This is a genomic window from Pseudomonas sp. TWR1-1-4, assembly GCF_049897165.1.
Classification (GTDB): domain Bacteria; phylum Pseudomonadota; class Gammaproteobacteria; order Pseudomonadales; family Pseudomonadaceae; genus Aquipseudomonas; species Aquipseudomonas canadensis.
Map to the genome: position 1 here is coordinate 1 of NZ_JAFCVS010000002.1, position 18,407 is coordinate 18,407.

The 18,407-nt window shown below is 52.5% G+C and carries 18 protein-coding genes and 1 pseudogene; 12 read left to right on the top strand and 7 right to left on the bottom strand.

What is annotated here, in order from left to right:
* Window positions 1-282: 282 nt before the first annotated feature.
* Entirely contained in the window at window positions 283-2,892 is a 2,610-nt protein-coding gene (gene acnB, locus ACP7C6_RS04635) for a bifunctional aconitate hydratase 2/2-methylisocitrate dehydratase (protein WP_028616386.1), read from the bottom strand.
* 397 nt (window positions 2,893-3,289) lie between these two features.
* On the opposite strand from acnB, the gene ACP7C6_RS04640 reads away from it, so the two are divergent.
* On the top strand, window positions 3,290-3,760 hold the full coding sequence (locus ACP7C6_RS04640; RefSeq protein ID WP_426108322.1) for a DUF1289 domain-containing protein: 471 nt from the start codon (window positions 3,290-3,292) through the stop codon (window positions 3,758-3,760).
* Between the two features lie 129 nt (window positions 3,761-3,889).
* On the opposite strand, the gene ACP7C6_RS04645 is transcribed toward ACP7C6_RS04640, so the two are convergent.
* Window positions 3,890-4,753 carry a universal stress protein gene (locus ACP7C6_RS04645; protein ID WP_049713014.1) on the bottom strand — a complete coding sequence of 288 codons (864 nt, stop codon included), beginning with the start codon at window positions 4,751-4,753 and terminating at the stop codon, window positions 3,890-3,892.
* Window positions 4,754-4,904: 151 nt separating this feature from the next.
* Here ACP7C6_RS04645 and miaE point away from each other — a divergent pair, with 151 nt between their 5' ends.
* From miaE to ACP7C6_RS04670, 5 genes are all read left to right on the top strand, one after another.
* The gene (gene miaE, locus ACP7C6_RS04650) at window positions 4,905-5,066 is read left to right on the top strand and encodes a tRNA isopentenyl-2-thiomethyl-A-37 hydroxylase MiaE (protein ID WP_414887131.1); all 162 of its coding nucleotides are present in this window, start codon (window positions 4,905-4,907) and stop codon (window positions 5,064-5,066) included.
* Window positions 5,056-5,661 carry a tRNA-(ms[2]io[6]A)-hydroxylase gene (locus ACP7C6_RS04655; RefSeq protein ID WP_426108323.1) on the top strand — a complete coding sequence of 202 codons (606 nt, stop codon included), beginning with the start codon at window positions 5,056-5,058 and terminating at the stop codon, window positions 5,659-5,661. Before miaE ends, ACP7C6_RS04655 begins: the two co-directional genes overlap by 11 nt.
* A gap of 236 nt (window positions 5,662-5,897) precedes the next feature.
* Window positions 5,898-7,160, top strand: coding sequence for a hypothetical protein (locus ACP7C6_RS04660; RefSeq protein WP_426108324.1), 1,263 nt, complete (start codon window positions 5,898-5,900; stop codon window positions 7,158-7,160).
* Complete coding sequence (locus ACP7C6_RS04665; RefSeq protein ID WP_426108325.1) at window positions 7,157-7,579, top strand: hypothetical protein; 423 nt, start codon at window positions 7,157-7,159, stop codon at window positions 7,577-7,579. Before ACP7C6_RS04660 ends, ACP7C6_RS04665 begins: the two co-directional genes overlap by 4 nt.
* Window positions 7,563-8,174: a hypothetical protein gene (locus ACP7C6_RS04670; protein WP_426108326.1), complete on the top strand. Its 612-nt coding sequence runs from the start codon at window positions 7,563-7,565 to the stop codon at window positions 8,172-8,174. The genes ACP7C6_RS04665 and ACP7C6_RS04670 overlap by 17 nt, the downstream gene beginning before the upstream one ends.
* 80 nt (window positions 8,175-8,254) lie before the next feature.
* Here the strand turns inward: ACP7C6_RS04670 and ACP7C6_RS04675 are convergent, their stop codons facing one another.
* On the bottom strand, window positions 8,255-8,824 hold the full coding sequence (locus ACP7C6_RS04675) for a recombinase family protein (RefSeq protein WP_426108327.1): 570 nt from the start codon (window positions 8,822-8,824) through the stop codon (window positions 8,255-8,257).
* A gap of 253 nt (window positions 8,825-9,077) precedes the next feature.
* Between ACP7C6_RS04675 and ACP7C6_RS04680 the strand changes: the two genes are divergently transcribed.
* Window positions 9,078-9,983: a hypothetical protein gene (locus ACP7C6_RS04680; RefSeq protein WP_426108328.1), complete on the top strand. Its 906-nt coding sequence runs from the start codon at window positions 9,078-9,080 to the stop codon at window positions 9,981-9,983.
* 106 nt (window positions 9,984-10,089) lie between these two features.
* Here the strand turns inward: ACP7C6_RS04680 and ACP7C6_RS04685 are convergent, their stop codons facing one another.
* On the bottom strand, window positions 10,090-10,320 hold the full coding sequence (locus ACP7C6_RS04685) for a helix-turn-helix domain-containing protein (RefSeq protein WP_426108329.1): 231 nt from the start codon (window positions 10,318-10,320) through the stop codon (window positions 10,090-10,092).
* A 107-nt stretch (window positions 10,321-10,427) separates the two neighbouring features.
* Here ACP7C6_RS04685 and ACP7C6_RS04690 point away from each other — a divergent pair, with 107 nt between their 5' ends.
* Window positions 10,428-10,652 (top strand): hypothetical protein, encoded by a 225-nt coding sequence (locus ACP7C6_RS04690; protein WP_409832509.1) that lies wholly within the window; start codon window positions 10,428-10,430, stop codon window positions 10,650-10,652.
* Between the two features lie 299 nt (window positions 10,653-10,951).
* The gene (locus ACP7C6_RS04695; RefSeq protein WP_426108330.1) at window positions 10,952-11,782 is read left to right on the top strand and encodes a TonB family protein; all 831 of its coding nucleotides are present in this window, start codon (window positions 10,952-10,954) and stop codon (window positions 11,780-11,782) included.
* 87 nt (window positions 11,783-11,869) lie between these two features.
* Here ACP7C6_RS04695 and ACP7C6_RS04700 read toward each other — a convergent pair whose 3' ends face one another.
* Together ACP7C6_RS04700 and ACP7C6_RS04705 are read right to left on the bottom strand one after the other, a co-directional pair.
* Window positions 11,870-12,481, bottom strand: coding sequence for a hypothetical protein (locus tag ACP7C6_RS04700; protein WP_149414669.1), 612 nt, complete (start codon window positions 12,479-12,481; stop codon window positions 11,870-11,872).
* Between the two features lie 216 nt (window positions 12,482-12,697).
* Complete coding sequence (locus ACP7C6_RS04705; RefSeq protein WP_426108331.1) at window positions 12,698-14,305, bottom strand: recombinase family protein; 1,608 nt, start codon at window positions 14,303-14,305, stop codon at window positions 12,698-12,700.
* 200 nt (window positions 14,306-14,505) lie between these two features.
* On the opposite strand from ACP7C6_RS04705, the pseudogene ACP7C6_RS04710 reads away from it, so the two are divergent.
* Window positions 14,506-15,000 (top strand): annotated as a pseudogene (locus ACP7C6_RS04710) (tRNA-(ms[2]io[6]A)-hydroxylase); the annotation flags it as partial.
* Here the strand turns inward: ACP7C6_RS04710 and ACP7C6_RS04715 are convergent.
* Window positions 14,956-16,155, bottom strand: coding sequence for an MFS transporter (locus ACP7C6_RS04715; protein WP_068932794.1), 1,200 nt, complete (start codon window positions 16,153-16,155; stop codon window positions 14,956-14,958). The pseudogene ACP7C6_RS04710 and the gene ACP7C6_RS04715 sit on opposite strands and share 45 nt — an antisense overlap.
* Before the next feature lie 157 nt (window positions 16,156-16,312).
* Here ACP7C6_RS04715 and ACP7C6_RS04720 point away from each other — a divergent pair, with 157 nt between their 5' ends.
* A complete protein-coding gene (locus ACP7C6_RS04720) occupies window positions 16,313-17,020 on the top strand; it encodes a winged helix-turn-helix domain-containing protein (RefSeq protein WP_028616383.1) in 708 nt (235 codons plus the stop codon).
* A complete protein-coding gene (locus tag ACP7C6_RS04725) occupies window positions 17,021-18,298 on the top strand; it encodes an ATP-binding protein (protein WP_068932796.1) in 1,278 nt (425 codons plus the stop codon).
* Window positions 18,299-18,407 lie beyond the last annotated feature (109 nt).

The window sequence follows — 18,407 nt, forward strand, 5'->3', positions numbered from 1 at the left end:
CCGCCCCGCGCCATGGATGGCGCGTGGCGGCGGCCCCCCAAATCACTGTCGGATTACGGGCATACCGAGCCTAGGCGAGGTACCGAGTGTTGGGGCAAGAGCCCTTTGGTTACTTTGGGCTGGGCCGGCATTCCGGCTCTTTTCCAAAGTGACCCGCCGTAAGGGCGGAACCAATACCAGCCGTTACCCAAATAACGGATATGCACCCGGTCTCACCCATATCCCAGGCATAAAAAAACGCCGCGTACCTCACGATACGCGGCGCCTCTTCACATCAACACCTTAGGCTTGAATCACCGGAATGTTGGCGCTAGCTGCGATCTTGCGGAACTCAGCAATCTGGTCGAAGTTCAGGTAGCGATAAACGTCACTGGCCATGGTGTCCAGTTTCGCCGCGTAGCCCATGTACTCTTCGACGGTCGGCAGGCGACCCAGGGTAGAAGCCACTGCCGCCAGCTCGGCCGAAGCCAGGTAGACGTTTGCGCCGTCACCCAGGCGGTTCGGGAAGTTACGGGTCGACGTCGACACAACGGTCGAGTTCGGCTCTACTCGTGCCTGGTTACCCATGCACAGCGAGCAGCCCGGCATTTCCATGCGCGCGCCAGCCTTGCCGTAGATGCCGTAGTAGCCTTCTTCGGTCAGTTGGTGAGCGTCCATCTTGGTCGGCGGCGACAGCCACAGACGAGTTGGCAGCTGGCCCTTGACCTGCTCCAGCAGCTTACCGGCCGCGCGGAAGTGACCGATGTTGGTCATGCACGAACCGATGAACACTTCGTCGATCTTCTCGCCGGCAACGCTCGACAGCAGACGGGCATCGTCCGGATCGTTCGGTGCGCAGAGGATCGGCTCGTTGATCTCGGCCAGGTCGATCTCGATGATTTCAGCGTATTCCGCGTCGGCATCGGCTTCCATCAGCTCAGGATTCTTGACCCAGGCTTCCATCGCTTGGGCGCGACGTTCCAGGGTGCGTGGGTCGCCGTAACCTTCACCGATCATCCAGCGCAGCAGGGTGATGTTGGAGTTCAGGTACTCAGTGATCGACTCTTTCGACAGCTTGATGGTGCAACCGGCAGCCGAACGTTCAGCCGAGGCGTCGGACAGCTCGAAAGCCTGTTCCAACGTCAGGTCGTTCAGGCCTTCGATTTCCAGGATGCGGCCGGAGAAGGCGTTCTTCTTGCCTTTCTTCTCTACAGTCAGCAGACCCGATTGGATCGCGTAGTAAGGAATGGCATGAACCAGGTCACGCAGGGTGATGCCAGGTTTCATTTTGCCTTTGAAGCGCACCAGGATCGATTCCGGCATGTCCAGTGGCATAACGCCAGTGGCTGCGGCGAACGCGACCAGACCGGAACCGGCCGGGAACGAGATGCCCATCGGGAAACGGGTGTGGGAGTCACCACCGGTGCCGACGGTGTCCGGCAGCAGCATGCGGTTCAGCCAGCTGTGGATGATGCCGTCGCCTGGACGCAGCGAAACACCGCCGCGAGTCATGATGAAGTCAGGCAGGGTGTGGTGGGTGGTCACGTCGATCGGCTTTGGATAGGCCGCGGTGTGGCAGAACGACTGCATGACCAGATCGGTCGAGAAGCCCAGGCACGCCAAGTCTTTCAGTTCATCACGGGTCATCGGACCGGTGGTGTCCTGGGAACCGACGGTGGTCATCTTCGGTTCGCAGTAGGTGCCAGGACGAACGCCTTTGCCTTCTGGCAGACCGCAGGCCTTGCCGACCATTTTCTGTGCCAGGGTGAAGCCTTTGCCGGTGTCGACAGGCGCTTCTGGCAGCTTGAACAGGTCGGTTGGGCCCAGGCCCAGTTCGGCACGCGCCTTGTCGGTCAGGCCACGGCCGATGATCAGCGGGATACGGCCGCCGGCGCGGACTTCGTCCAACAGTACCGGGGTCTTCATTTCGAAGGTGGTGATGACTTCGTCGGTGCCGTGTTTGCAGACCTTGCCAGCATGCGGGTACAGGTCGATCACGTCGCCCATGTTCATGTTGGTAACGTCAAACTCGATTGGCAGTGCGCCCGCATCTTCCATGGTGTTGTAGAAGATCGGAGCAATCTTGCTGCCGAAGCAGAAGCCACCGGCGCGCTTGTTCGGCACGTACGGAACGTCGTCGCCGAAGAACCACAGCACAGAGTTGGTCGCGGATTTACGCGAGGAGCCAGTACCGACCACGTCGCCGACGTAGGCGATCGGGAAGCCTTGGCCGCGCATTTCTTCGATCTGCTTCATCGGGCCGGTCTTGCCTTGCTCGTCCGGCACGATGCCTTCACGGGCCATTTTCAGCATGGCCAGGGCGTGCAGCGGGATGTCAGGGCGGGACCAGGCATCTGGAGCAGGGGACAGGTCGTCGGTGTTGGTTTCGCCGGTCACCTTGAAGACGCGCAGGCTGATCTTGTCGGCCAGGGTAGGGCGGTTGCTGAACCACTCGCCGTCAGCCCAGGACTGGATCACGGCTTTGGCGTGCTCGTTGCCGTTACGGGCTTTTTCAGCCACGTCGTGGAACGCGTCGAACATCAGCAGGGTGTGCTTGAGTTGGGCGGCGGCGACCGGTGCCAGTGTGGCGTCGTCCAGCAGCTCGACCAGGGTCACGATGTTGTAGCCGCCTTGCATGGTGCCAAGCAGTTCAACGGCGCGTTGCTTGCTGATCAGGGGGGAAGTGGCTTCGCCCTTGGCCAGGGCAGAAAGGAAACCGGCCTTGACGTAGGCAGCTTCGTCAACGCCTGGTGGAATGCGGTTGGTGATCAGGTCAACGAGGAATTCTTCTTCGCCAGCCGGAGGATTTTTCAGCAGCTCGACCAGGCCTGCGGTTTGTTCGGCGTTAAGCGGCTGGGGAACAATACCCAGGGCTGCACGCTCTTCGATATGTTTGCGGTAGGCTTCAAGCACAGTTATTACCCTCATCAGTGGTCCCACGGGACGCTCATCCAGAAATGAACGGCACGCATGCGCTCGGGGGCTTTTTGGGCCGCAAAGCCAGCGCTGCCGGCATTCCTCACAGAAGCTGCTTTCAAAGTTTTACGCCTGCAGAACGGAGCTGATGAGGGTTGGCGAGGGCATTGACCTACCGAGTCATTGACCATCGCCAACACCGTTCTGAAGGAACGACTGTGCTCGTGACGCTTTGAAAACAGCTTCCAGCGGATTATTGGCGCCTTACAAGGCCGGATGATTCTACGGCAAAAAATTTCTAAAGGTAAGTTGCCTCGCCAAGTTTGCAGGGTGATGAAGGTTAGACAAAGGGCTAACATGGCGCATTGTTTCGCTGATTTGCGTGCCGTTGCCCATGTCCAACCAAACCATCAAGACCCCCTGCGTCGGCCTGTGTTCCACGGTCTACGGCGATCTCGTGTGCCGTGGCTGCAAGCGCTTTCACCATGAAGTGATCCAGTGGAACGGCTATAACGAAGAAGAAAAGCGCGCGGTCTGGCTGCGGTTGGAGCAGCTGTTGGTGCAGGTAATGGCCGGCAAGCTCGAGGTATTCGACCCCAAGACCCTGCGTGGGCAGTTGGAACAGCGCAAGATTCGCTTCGTGCCGCATCAATCCGAATATTGCTGGGCGTACCAGTTGATCGCCCGTGGTGCACGGGTGATTTCAAACCTGGAGGCGTACGGCATGGTGCTTTTGCCGGAATTTCGCGATTGGCCCTTGCCGGACCTGCGTGACGCCATTGATCGGGAGTTTTTTATCCTGTCGGAGGCGCACTACCAGCGCTATATCGCGCCGGGTTTTTTGAAGGATGCACTGGGGCACTGACTGGACAGGTCAAGGTGGGAGCTGGCTTGCCTGCGATAGCGGTGGATCAGCCAAAGTCTGGTCGACTGAAAGGTTGCTATCGCAGGCAAGCCAGCTCCCACAGTTGATTTTTGTTGCCAGAAGACCCCGTCAGGCCTTGCTGGCCAGTTCTTCCAACTGATCCATCAGCGTGTCGGGCTTGAGCACCAAAACATCACTTTCCACTGCATCCAGTATCACCTCCGCCGTATTGCCGATCAGCGCCCCGGTAATCCCGGTGCGCGCCACGGTGCCGATGATCGTCACGGCTGCCTGCCATTTGTGCGCAGCATGCGGAATCAATACATCGGCAGGCCCTTCTTCGATATGCAAGCGGGCGTCGTCGATATCAAATTCCGCCTGAAACGCTTTGCACTGCTCGCGATAACGCGCCTCGATGGTTTCCTTGAGCTGAAACGTCGGGTCTGCCGCCGACAACATCGGCGACGGGTGGGCGCTGATCACGTGCAACTCGGCCTTTGCCAGGCTGGCGATATCAAAGCCGTGGTCGACAATTGTGTTGTGCAACGCCTGGTGTTCGCTGTCTGTGTTGCCTACATCGATCGCCGCCAGCACGACTTTACCGGCCCAGGGGGTTGCGGTCTTGACCAGCAGGACCGCCGACGGGCAGTAGCGCAGCAACTTCCAATCCGCAGGCGTCAGCAGGGCTTTTTTCAACGGGCTGTCAGGGAAATGCTGCTTGATTACCAAGCCACAACCCTCGGCTTGCTGCACACCAATAATGGTTTCATGCAGGCTGTCATTCCAGGCCTGCTCGGTGCTGACGCTGTAGCCGTCTTCCTGCAAACCCGACTTCAGCAGCGCCAGAAGCGCCGAGTGCTCGTGTTTTTTGTCGCAGACCAGCAAATGCAAGTGAGCGCCAGTGACCCCGGCGATCAGCTTGGCGCGCTTGAGGGCCAAGCTTTCCGAATGCTCGGGTTCGATGACCACCAGGATGCTGCGGATGGCTTGCATGGTCGGATCTCCAAAAGAGGCGGGGGCTGGAACAACTATAGTTGCTGCCCGCCAGACGTCATGTTGATGCACATCAAGGCCGGTGGCTGGTGGTCTGCGGCGGGGTCGGTATAATCGCCGGCCTTTTGTGATCCTTTTGCCCGTGAGCCCGATGAACCTGCCAGAAATCCACGAATTCCTCGGTTGCCGCACCCCTGACGCCTGGGTCCAGGCCGCGCTGGCCGATCAGGACACCCTGCTGATCGACCACAAGAACTGCGAGAAAAAGGCGGCAATACAACTACGAAATGTGAGAAATCTCGATGCTGCCTGAAGTCCATGAATTCCTAGGATGCCGGACCCCTGATGCCTGGGTTGAGGCGGCTCTGCGCCAGCAAGACGTGATGCTGATTGATCACAAAAACTGTGAATTCAAAGCCGCTAGCACTGCGCTTAGCATGATTGCCAAGTACGGTGCGTATTCTGATTTGGTCATCATGATGTCCCGGCTCGCCCGTGAAGAGCTTGTGCATCATGAGCAGGTTTTGCGATTGATGAAGAAGCGTAAGGTCGAATGGCGACCGTTGTCGGCTAGTCGTTATGCATCTGGACTACGTTCGGTGGTAAGAAGCCATGAGCCGGTGAAGCTGGTCGATACGCTAGTGGTGGGTGCGATCATCGAGGCGCGTAGCTGTGAGCGTTTTGAAGCGCTTGTGCCGCATTTGGACGAAGAGTTGGGTCGGTTCTATTACGGGCTGTTGAAGAGCGAGGCACGGCACTTTCAGGGCTATCTGAAGCTAGCGTATCAGTACGGGGACGTGGGTGATGTGGATCGAGTGATCGAAAAAGTTAGGGTGGTTGAGGCTGCTCTGATTGATAGCCCGGATAGCGAGTTCCGGTTTCATAGTGGTATTCCGACGTCGGAATAGCGTAGGTTCTGTTGACAAGTAATGAGGGGTGACAGTGTGGCATTTTGCAACTATTCTGTCCTGAACCAAGGAATGCTTTCAGCGTAGGGATTACGTATCAATATGCCTTTTGTAAGGCCCTGATATCCGCGTTGCACAAATCGTACGTTAGCTTCCTTGCTTACTCGCCCAGCTTATTTCTGTTACACACTGACACCAGCTGGGTGGTTTACGTCCACTTTGACGAAGCATTGGAAATGACGACAGACGGTAAGAACCTAGTAATCGTGCCTGGGGCCAGCCTACCAGTACCCCAAAATTTGGATTCTGAATTGACGCAGGCCCTCCGCTATCTGCGTGATACACCCACCTCGCTAGCCTCACTGACAGACCGGATAGATGTTGGTAAGGCTCTTGCGATTACGAAGTCGCCTTTGCAGGACATCACAACTGAAAAGCTGGTGGATAATTTAGAAAACTATCTGGGATTACATTCCGTCCAGCAGATACTTCGTAGTCTGAGTTTGATATCAGCGCGTAGTTGGTCCGAGTTAAAGGCCGTCGTTAAGTCGGGCATTCAGCAAAAGCCAGAATTAAAAGAAAAGCTGATTGACGCACTGGTCATGCAGCAAGCCTGTGATCTGAAGGCGGTATCGTATCACGTTGTTCCTGCTAGCTTCGTTAAGTTAGTAGAGCTTGCAATATCCTCTGTACGCGTTCCTGATTCCGAAATAGCAGTTGCTTACCCGTTACGTATCAATGAAGAACAGCTGAAGCAAGATAACGGCGAGTTGAAGCCTGTTAGGGTGTTTCAGGATGAATATGGGTGTGGGATCGTATTATCTCGAAAAAGGGTGTTCACGATAAGTCAGGATATTGGAAGCGAGAATTTCAATTCCGCTTTGAAAGAGCAGTTTCCCGATGCGGATAAGATCGTCGCAGTTAAATCTGTAGCCAGGCAAACCTTCGATACACTATATTTTAATCGTGAGGCTGGTCTGTTGGAAATGCGCGCGGATATAATGCGTGATGCGACAGTGGTTCAAACATCAAAACAGATGGACAAATCAAATACGGATTTGAAAATATATTCAAGTCGGTTGCTGTCAGGAATGGTCAGCGGCTTATTGTTAGATGCGCCAATTAATATGTTTCCATTGACTACGAAAGTGTACGCGGACAAATCTGGTGCAATTAAAAGGCTAGGTTTTGTCACGGACACAGATTCGGTCAAGCGGGAGACGATGAAGGCCGGGGTCGATCTTCGAGACGAGTTATTTCATAAGAGTGGTGCGAGTGCGATCGATCACAAAATGTCTATTTTTGAGGTCGCAATACAGTGGCACGGTGACGAAGTAGTTGGCGGAGTTAAAGGCAGTAAGCCAGAAATTCACATTCCCGGAACTTATCGCGACTATGTGAACCTGAATCCTCGCACAGACTACATTGTAGTCAAAGGTGTGAGAACATTTGCCGATGCTAATTTCATTGTCTCTAAAATTAACAGCTACCGAACATGATGACCTTGTTGCAGTTGCATCACTATATTGAACAATGTTACCTTTTTGGTGATGATAGAGATGTGCACTGCTGCAAAAATATCGCGTCAGCAGTTTTGCATGATAGTCGAGTATTTTATACATATGGTGACCTCCTGGTTAGTGCTGGGGCTAACTCTGGCGTAGCTTATGAGATTTCAGATGTTCAGTATGCAATAAATGTTTTGAAGGGTTCCCAAGTTAGGCTTCTGCGAGAGGTTTATCGATATATTGATGAAGATGTAATATACGACTTATCCACGGAAGAGCTACAAGTGGCTATGCAGGATGGGGCTTTGAATTTAGAACTGCGGGGTTATCCAGATCGGGATTTCAAATCCAAGGTTTACGTGATTTTCTCGGCGGATCGCACGGTGGTTGTCCATGAATCCAACTATTGAAGATGCTCAATCGTGGCCTGATGACAATCCAATCAAGCAAGCATTAATTGCTGCGGGAATATTCTCAGATTACGATTTTTTCTGTGAAAAGTTGGAGGGGGCAGTGCTTTCGGCAATTGATCATCTTGAAAAGCTGAAAAGTCTGTATGTCAAACTGGGTGAGGACCCGATCACCTTGATGATCGTGTTTGCTTTAAGCAAGGATGGTTTTGATGTTTCTCATGATGCATATCGAAACGGCCATTGCGATATCGTAGTGCGAAAGGGCATCTTTGAGTGGTATGGCGAGGCTAAACTTGACGACGGTCCTGGCTACGTAATGAAGGGTTTTCGTCAATTGTGTGACCGATATTCGCCAGGTGGGTCGACCACAAATAGAGGCGGATTAATTGTGTACACTAGGAAAAGAAATAAGCTGAAAGTCCTAGACGTCTGGTTGCAGAGAATTGTCAAAGATTATGAGCGTCCAGTGACGTTGTATCCTATTTGTCGGAACACATTGACTGGTAAGACGCAGCATATACATGCAGCGACGGGGTTGGAATTTAAGGTGCGTCATTTTCCGGTAAGCATGTTTCATCAGCCAACTGATTGAACATATTCATGATTTTGATTCGGGGGCGGTTTTTTGTTTCGTTAGAAACTTAATGGCCCCTTCAACGCATCATGCATAAGCTATGTACTCTTATTCCACAATCGTTTGATTGTACTTAGGCTTACACCCAGTGTGGAAGCTACAGTTGATTGGCTCAAGTCAGCAGATTTAAGCATTTGGACTTCGCGCGCCGACGTCGCCTTTGGTCTACCTAACCGGATCCCTTCACTCCTTGCTCTATCAATCCCAGCATTGGTGCGCTCAATCAACAAATCTCTTTCAAATTCTGCGACAGCAGTAATTACACCCATTGTCATTTTTCCTGCCGGGCTTGTTAGATCTGCTCCACCTAGTGCCAAACAATGAACTTTTATATCTCGAGCAGCCAGAAGTTCGACTGTGCTTCGGACATCCATTGCATTACGCCCCAATCTGTCGAGCTTGGTCACAAGCAGGATATCTGTAGGCTCCATACGTTCTAACAATTTTTGAAATCCCTTGCGTTCACTCGCAGGGACGCTGCCTGATACGGTTTCTGCTACAACTCTATTTTCCAAGACGTCAAAGCCGTGTGACTTTATTTCCTGAATTTGATTATCTGTGGTTTGTTCTGCCGTACTGACTCGCGCATATAAAAACGTTCTGGACATTCTTGATTCCTTTGGTGGTGTCAAATAGGTGGGTCTATAATAGGCGCTGGTGTCAAAATGTAAATGCCTATTTTTTGATCCCTGAAATTAGTGAATTTTTGAGAGGTTCAAAAATGGTCGTTTATGAACCGTGCGGTCATGTCGATATGAATATTTCAGAAATTAGTTATTGAATGCGGATAGCATTTTGCTACCACTGACTGCAAAATCGGGTATACGATTAACTGACACTACTGAATCAGCAAAGGAATGTATGGCCCAGGTATCGATCCCATCAGTTGTGCATTATCCACTAGAGGATCAACCATCCAGGGTTGATCCGAATTTGTTGGTGAATGCGGTCCGCATGCCACCGGAAAATTACTTGGATGACGAGCATCATGGTGCAATCTATTGCCCAGATTGTGGCGTTATGTGCAACCGTAAACCACGTAAGAAAGCCAAACGGATAGACAACGTAGATGCATTCTATGCCCACATTAAGGGGTTCGACGAGGTGGCGTGTATACATCGCAAACCTGGTGGCAGTAGTAGTGCGGATGGCGTTGGTAAAGAAAAGAAGGCAGTGAACCTTGTAACGTTTGCTGGCTGGAAGAGCTTGGACGACGAGCTAACCGAAGACGAACCGTCTGAACAACCCTCTGGGCAAAAGCGCTTGGTTCAGGGGGGCTCCGCTGGAAATGGGCGTGGGACCGAAATCGTTTTTGATGCAAATGGTGTGTTACTAAATGCGGGTGAGTTCCATACTGTACGAAGGCTTGTGCTTCTCGCTCAAAAATCACTCGATATATCAGTTCAATTTGATAATCAAGATGCTACACGGCTCCGTGATTTGATCGTTTGGACTGAAAAGGTTGAAAAAAATCCAAATCAATACATTGGAAAGAGCTTTCTCTTTTTTGGTCAGCCTACATCAATTCGTCACGGCACCCATCGCGTCTTCTTCAATTTTCAATCGAATGTACATCAGCTAAGCGGCCACTGCGATCCTCGTATATTCGAGAAGCGGGGGTGGAAAGTCTTTGAACGCAGTCATTACTACATTTTCTACGGCTTGGTTGAAGGCAGTGAATCGCATATGACGGTAAGGATTCTTGAATCGGGGCAAATTGATCGTCTTCCTTTGTCCGCACACGCGTTATTTAATTCATTGCGCTGAAAGTCGGGATGAAAATTCACCGTTTCACTAAATGCTTTTAGGCGTGTCCACGGCAGGCTCGCCTGATATTTTGCTTTAGGTTCGAATAGAGCGGGGCCGGTCATGACTAATGCGGATTCAGCTCTTTTTCCAAATCTGATATCAGCTCGGATGGTGCGCACTGCAGTGCTTGCGCTAGCTTGAAAACCACGGCAATCGTGGGAAGATGAATCCCCCGTTCTATCAGGCTAACGTAGTTACGCTGTACATCAGCATCATGTGCAAGCTGTTCCTGGGTCAGTCCGGTTTCCTTGCGTTTTTGCCGCAGTACCTTTCCGAAAGCTAAGCCGATATCCACGTTTGCAGCCCCATCTCAAAGACGGGTCACTGTCGGTGATGGCTGTTCGTACGTCCTCACAGTATACTGTGAATATTGAGTTCAAATTCACAGTAACTGAGGTCGGTATGAAGCTATACGCATCTATTTTCATCGCAGCAATCAGCATGCCCTTGGCAAGCCTGATCGGTATCTGTTCGCTGGAGTTTGGATACGTCTCCAGCATCCGGCAGGCCCTTGGCGTGGGGGTGGTCGTTGCGGCTGTGACGCTTATCCTTTCGGTCATCCTGTTCATTTGCGGTATCCCATCGACACTGCGGCGCCTACGTGTTCAGCGAAGCGCCAGCAACTGATTCAGTAAGGGGCCGTGATGCGAAAAATATCAGCCAGTCATGAATCTACTGTGGTCAAAGTAAGATCGAAAAGCCTGTTGGCGGCAATCGCGTTGAATACATTGCTTCCAGGGGCTGGCTACTTGTACATGGAACGTTGGGTCGCGGGTATTCTCGGTGGCGCGCTAGTTGTCGCAATCTTCATACGTAGCCCATGGGAGCACTTACTGCTTGTTTGGATGTTTGCTAATTTTATTATGATGATTGATATGTGCTTGTTGAAAGCACGAAACAACTCCTAGCACTAAAAAGGTACGTTTATGAGATTTTCGTTGTTCATGCTTTTGTCAACTATGGCGTCTGTAACATATGCCGCCACAACTAACCCTACTGCATGGGGGCAATTCAATACGCGTATGCATGAAATGTTGGACACCACTGGGTGGCATTTTGATCAGGCGATGGATACGAAGCAAATTGCAAAGGAATTTCAATCTAACCAAGCAAGAGCCCAGATTATATTCAGTAAACCTGGTATATACCGTGGGAGGGTCAGTAAGGTCATGATGGATGACCAAGGGGCCTTCTTGGTTATTGATCAAGGGAAGAGTACCGCTGCTACTGTGCATTTGGCTGGTTATCAGGCTTGGCCATGGAAAACGTCTGGAAGCAAATCAGAAATTTTAGGAATTCAACCTTTCATTGAGTTTGCCGCGAATTTTGATGCAGGACAAGAGTTGTTTTTCCAATGTCGGCGTGTCGAATTTGGTCTGGGAATATACTTGAGAAACTGCTTGGTTTTTCCGCCTGTGGTCGCGGCAACAAAGTTTGCTCCTGAATTAATTAATGAAATGGATATTGGCGCAGCTTTTGAGGATATGATCAAGGCAAGAGCCTCTGAAGGCTGGTCTAGGCCACCATCGTTACAGAGCGGGTTAGAGGTTGAATTGCAAATTGCGCTGAAAATGGACGGCGTGGTTGATTCGGTTATTGTGACTAAGAGCAGTGGTGACACATTGTTTGACAAGTCTGCCGTAGCTGCATTGAAAAATATTGGGCGCTTGGCAGAGATGCAAGAAATGAAACCATCTGACGTTAATCGTTATAGGTTATTCACTATGAAATTAAAGCCAGCTGATTTGATACTTTGATTAATTGTGCGACTTGGCCTTGATGCGGCTTCTGGCGGTCCGTGAGCCTCTTTGGGCTGCTTTAGCTCCTGGTCGCTAGCTGCCCAGCTAGAGACCGACAAAAGCTCCTAGATCGCCTTTCAGGGGCTTTTCTGTAAGCGTTTGTTGTTTGGCAAGGCGTAAGTTTGGTTTGCCATTCTTACGCCATTGTTTCAGTAATGACGTGACCTTCCTACTTCCACTCCAAAGTTGGTGCCTATTTGGTTTCGATTTGATCTTGGCTAGATATGTCATCCACTTGAAAAAGCTGTCTAAGTCTTCCAGACTTTTTAAGTGGTGGCCGTATGGGTCATGATCCGGGCCAATGATCGAATAGTCTGCTAGTTTTCCTTCGCGTTTGAGTTTGGCATGTATATGTTGAAGACTTGATCTTTTATCTTTTTTGTCATTGAGAATCACAGCGTGATGATGGTGTACACCAGTTTCATCATTTTCAATGACGGTAACCCTTAATGGTAAATACTTGGATTTTTTTCTGTAATAGTTGTTGATATTGGCGCTGTATTCGGCTGGGGACATTTTGTCTGTGAATCGTGTTCTGACGTGATAGCCTCTGGGGTGTCGTAGCGTTTCTGTCGCACCATATACCAGTACGTAAAGCGCTTGAATTATGTTTTCAAATGATGGGTATCCAGCATTGCATTTGATTGGTACTCCCATGTAATTGTCTTGGATGTACCGTTGCTTCGGTGAAGTGGTCATGTTTTCTAGCTTAGGCGTATGGCGTAGCTGATTCCTTTGATGGTTGTTGGTTTGACAATAGAGAATTAAATATCCTGTGTTTCGATATCCCGCTGGGCCAAGCCCGCTGCTGGGTTTAGGCGAAATTTGTGTTTGTAAGTCATCAATTTTCTGATCAGGTGGTGCTCTGTCCGGTCAGTTGCCGATGGATGTATAAAAAACATACATCTCTTTTTCTTCGGGGGAGGTTTCAACTGGTGTTAACGTGTTATTGCCTTTTGAATGTTGTATAGCAAGCATGTTTTTGAAAAGTTCCAGGCGCTCTTTTGTTAATGTTCCTTCTCGGTTTGTTATGTGGTGAATTTGGGCGGTAGTTGAAATGCGATATGCTTGTTTTTTTCTGTCATATCCTTCGTATGTGCACTTGCTAAACTCGTTGCCCTTGGTGCTTGCCTCAATGCCACCATTGGTGTAGCACTTTATATTGAATGCGGCGGATTGAAGTAAAGCATTTAGTCTCATCGGGTGGTCTGCAATCAGTTCGTATTGATAATCCCATGCCATGTTGTATGTGGAGTTTTTTTCTGTGCTGTCATCTATAATGAAAAGCTTATCGCGTTCCAGGTTTTTTCTCTCCTTTGTCAGTGCGGCAATTTGCACATCTATCTCTGGGACCTGCCCGTACTTCATCAGGGATGTCACAAGGGTTTGTATCTTTTCACTGATATTGCGTAACTGCCCTTCAATGACGATAAGTTTTTTCCTGCTTGTAGAAAGCTCCAGGTTTTTCATGGCCGTTTCAACAGCCAGTGTTGCAGTGTCGTTGCAGATGTGTAGCAAAATAGGCACTGGAAAAGATTTGTTGTTCTGGCACCTTAAGTCGCCGTAAGCACAACGAGTTGTACAGCGCATAGTGAATGGGCTGTGTTTGTTGATTTTTACCTGCATGTTTGCGCCGCATTCACCACATTTGATAAGCCCGGATAGGAAGTGTGTGCGTGGTGCTGTTGCAGGCTTGTACTCGTCTGAAAATCGCTGCTGCACTTGGTAGAATAGTTCTTCTGAAACAATGGGAGGGTAGATTTTCCATTCCTTCCAGTACCCGATTGCTATTCTGTTGGTAAGCCAACGTCTAATTGTGCTTGGGTTGATTTTTGCAAAAGTTATATGCATGCTAATTAACCGTTTCAGGATTCTTCTTTCCCCGATTCCGGCTAGTGCATCCTCAAAGGCTCCTTTCATCGCCAGGGCGATTTCATCTTTTATTATTCCATTTGAATCAAGCCAGATTGGTGTCCTACGTTTTGGGATGATGCCATTTGCGGCAAGCTTTTCACGTGCCCTGTAACTTTTCTTGATTCGTTCTGACAGTGAGGCGCTGTACATATATGCCTGCTGTACCTTTCCGACTAAAGACCATATCTGCTCGGATTTTATGATTGGGCCATATGTACAGTTGTCTTGTAATGTTATTATTTGTACCTTTGCGCTAACGATCTGATTGATTAAGGAGATCATTTCCATTTCTTGCAATCTACCAATGCGGTCGATTGCTTCCACGAGTATTACATCACCTTCTTTTATTTCGCCTTGGTTTATGGCTTCCAGTAGTTGTCCGAAACCATGTTTTAGATGGTCACCTTTGGATGCTGATCGCCCTAGGTCTTCAAACTTTTTTGGGTATAACTTGTAGCTTGGATTGTTTTCAATCCATTCGGCTATTAGTTCTTGTTGTCTAGCTAAACTAGTGCCTTTTCCTTGTTTTGTACTCGAAAAACGAGCATAACCTACCGCGTAGGGCATTATTGACCTTCGTTATGTTAATTAAGTTTGGGTGCCGCCGATGTTCTGGTGCTAGGTATGCTGCACTGGCGGGGCTTTTCGTTCAGATGAATAATTTATAACATGCGAATATCACAGGATAAACATTGGCTGAAAATATAAGGGGCTGCTTTTGTGTCGGGTGGCATGCACAGGTTCGTAGCGGTAATGCAGATATTAGCGAATTCAAAGCGGCCAGCACCGCCCTGAGCCTGATCGCCAAGTACTACAGTCATGTGGACCTGATCAACATGATGTCGCGCCTGGCCCGCGAAGAACTGGTGCACCATGAACAGGTCATGCGCCTGATGAAAAAGCGCAAAGTCGAGTTGCGCCAATTGAATGCCGGTCGCTACGCCTCGGGTTTGCGCAAAGTGGTGCGCACCCATGAGCCGGTCAAACTGGTGGATACCTTGGTAGTGGGCGCGTTTATCGAAGCGCGCAGTTGTGAGCGTTTCGAAGCATTGGTGCCACATTTGGACGAAGAACTCGGCAAGTTTTACTTCGGTTTGCTGAAAAGCGAAGCGCGGCACTTCCAGGGTTACCTGAAGCTGGCGTACCAATACGGCGACGCCAAGGACGTCGCCCAGGTGATCGAGCGGGTGAGGGCGGCCGAGCAGGAACTGATCGAATCACCCGACATCGAGTTCCGCTTTCACAGTGGCGTGCCAGCCTGAGGCCACGGCCACGCCGATCAGCGCGGTGATTCCGGCGAGCAGCAGGATCACCGCCTGCGTGCCCAGAGGCGCCGCCAACACTGCAATCGCCAGTCCCGCCAAGGGTTGCGGCAGGTTGTTGAGCAGGGTGATCACGCCCACGGTCTTGCCGAAGTCCTGCACGGGAATCACCCGCTGACGGGTGCTGCGCAGGTAGACGTTGAACATCTTGTCGAAACCGGTGACCAGCAGGAAGCCCACGGCGTAGAGCCACACGTCAGGGCTGACTGCCATGATCACCGCTCCGACTGCAATCATTGAATACGACAACCCGCCCAGCACCTTCAGCGGCAGCCCGGCCCGCGCCAAATAAAACAGAATCCCGATGGTCACCAAGGCGCCGGCTGCCTGCAGCAGGGCATAGGTGTCCTTATCCTGCGCAAATTGGCCGGTCACCATCGCCGCAGACGTGGCCAGCGTGACGCCGATGATCAGGTTCACACCCACGGCCAGCGTGATGACTCGCTTCAATTCCGGCAGTCGGCGGATATGCCCGAAGGCAATCTTCAGTGGCCGCAGCCAGATATCCCGATGCTGCTCGAAGGTTTCCAGGCGTGTGGTGCTGGAGCGTTGCCACGCCCGCATCGCCAGGTCAGCCAATAAGAACAGCCCGGCCACCCCGAGTACGACCCAGTGCCAGGCCCATACTTCCAGCATCAGCGCCGCTACCAATGGCCCGAGCACCAGCCCGCTCTGGTCGGCAATCTGCGAATAGGAAAGTGTCTTGGCATAGCTGTAGTGGGGGAAGACATGAGGCATCAGCACTTCTCGCGCCATGATGCCCTGGGTGGTCAGCACACCGCAGAGCGCCGAGAGCAGGACGATCCAGAGGATACCGTCGAATACCCCGTACAACATCACGGCCACCCCGCAAGCCAGCGCCCGGCAAACCTGGCTGATATGCAGGATGCGCACCGGTGCGAACTTGTCGCACAATGCGCCACACACCGGGAACGCGAGATAACGCGGCAGCGACTCGACGAAAAAGGCCAGTCCGGCCCAGGCCACGCTCTGGGTCGTCTGGAACACGATCAAGGGCACGATAAACAGCAGAATCTGGTCCGCCAGTCGCGACAAGAACAACGAAACAAAGAACGCCAAGTAATCCTTGCGCATACAACTCCCTGTGGATGGCGTTAAAGATTGCAGGTTATTTGTTAAAAACTCTTAAAAGCATGAAGCTTCGTCGGCCAATGCTGGCCCGCTTCTTCAGTTGCCCAGCTTGCCACCTATAATGCCCGCTCTTCAATCTGTGTCTGCATACTGAGAACTTATGGAAAACCTGGGGCTGGGCAAGGTCTTGCTCGTTGAGGACGACGAAAAACTGGCAGGGCTGATCGCGCACTTTCTCGCGCAGCATGGCTTTGAGGTGCGCGTGGAGCACCGGGGCGACGAGGCCCTGGCCGCGTTCCTGGAGTTCAAGCCGAAGATCGTCGTACTCGACCTGATGCTCCCCGGCCAGAGCGGCCTGCATGTGTGTCGCGGGATCCGCACCGTGTCCGACACGCCGATCGTGATCCTCACGGCCAAGGAAGATGACCTGGACCACATCCTTGGGCTGGAGTCCGGTGCCGACGATTACGTGATCAAGCCGATCAAACCCCCTGTGCTGCTGGCGCGCCTGCGTGCGCTGCAACGACGCCAGGCGCCGGAGCCGACCGTACGAGGCTCGCTGGCCTTCGGACGGCTGGCCATCGATCGCAGTTGCCGGGTGGTCAGCCTGGGCGATGACAAGATCGACCTGACCACCATGGAGTTCGAGCTGTTGTGGTTGTTGGCCAGCAACTCGGGGACGATCCTGTCCCGCGATGACATCCTCAACCGTATGCGTGGCATTGCGTTCGACGGTCTCAACCGCAGTGTCGATGTGTACATCAGCAAACTGCGTGGCAAGCTTAACGACAATCCGCGCGAACCGGTGTGCATCAAGACCATCTGGGGCAAGGGCTACCTGTTCAACCCGTTCGCGTGGGAGGCTTAGATGCTGCGGCTCTATATCCGCCTGTACATCATCCTGGCGCTGGGCCTGGCGGGGGCGATCTGGCTGGTCAACTACACCTTCGACGAGCTGCTGCCCGAAGCCAATGAAACCTATAACCGCGAAGCCTTGCGCGGGCCGGCCTATGGTTTGGTCGAGCAGTTGCGGCCCTTGCGGGGTGACGCCCGTCAGGCACGCCTGGCCGAGCTGCAACCCCATTACGGCCTGCACCTCAAGCTGGTGCAGCGCGATGAACTGGCGCTGGATCAGCGTGAGCAACAGTTGCTGGCGGCCGGGCAGTTGGTGGTGCGGGGCGACTTCATGGAGTTCATCGCCAATATCGACGGCGGCCCGCAATTGCTCAATATCAAGCTGCCCGACGAGCCGAAATGGCTGTACTTGTGGGCCTACAGCCTGCTGGGGCTGAGCCTGGCGATCGTGCTGTATTTCTGGGTGCGCCCGCACTGGCGCGACCTGGAGCATATACGCCTGGCGGCCCAGCGTTTCGGCGATAACGATCTCAGTTCGCGCATCCTGCTGCCACGCCGTTCCACCGTGCGCGAGCTGGCCGGGCACTTCAACCAGATGGCTGAGCGTATCGAAAGCCTGATCGCCAACCAGCGTGAACTCACCAACGCCGTGTCCCACGAACTGCGCACGCCAATTGCGCGGCTGTCGTTCGAACTCGACCAGCTCAAACAACAGACCGATCCACGCCAGCGCGGCGAATTGATCACCGACATGTATGCCGACCTTGGCGAGTTGGAAGAAATGGTCTCCGAACTGCTCACCTACGCCAGCCTGGAGCGTGGTGCCACCCAAGTCACCCGCGAAAGCATCGAGGCCCACAGCTGGCTCGACAGCGTGATCGGCAGCGTGGCGCTGGAGGCTGAAGCGGCGGGCATCCAACTGTCGTTGCGCACGTGCGAGGTAGACTTTATCCAGATTGAGCCGCGCTTTATGGCGCGCGCGGTAATCAACCTGTTGCGCAACGCCATCCGTTACGCCGAACGCCGTGTGGAAGTGTCTCTGGTCAAGTTCGGCAGCGGCTACGAAGTGCGGGTGTGTGACGACGGCCCCGGGGTACCGGAAGAAGGCCGCTCGAAGATCTTCCAGCCCTTCATGCGCCTGGACGCCAGCCGCGACCGCCGCACTGGCGGCTTCGGCCTTGGCCTCGCGTTGGTGCAGCGGGTGTCGCAATGGCACGGTGGCCAGGTGCAGGTGCTGGACTCGGAATGGGGCGGCGCCTCATTCCGAATGACGTGGGCGTATGCCGAATAAGGGGGCAGCCGGGATTATTGTGGTGAGCCGGCCTGTTGTGGTGAGCGGGCTTGCCCCGCGCTGGGTGGCGCAGCCACCCCAATAAAACCACCGCATTTTTTCAGACAAA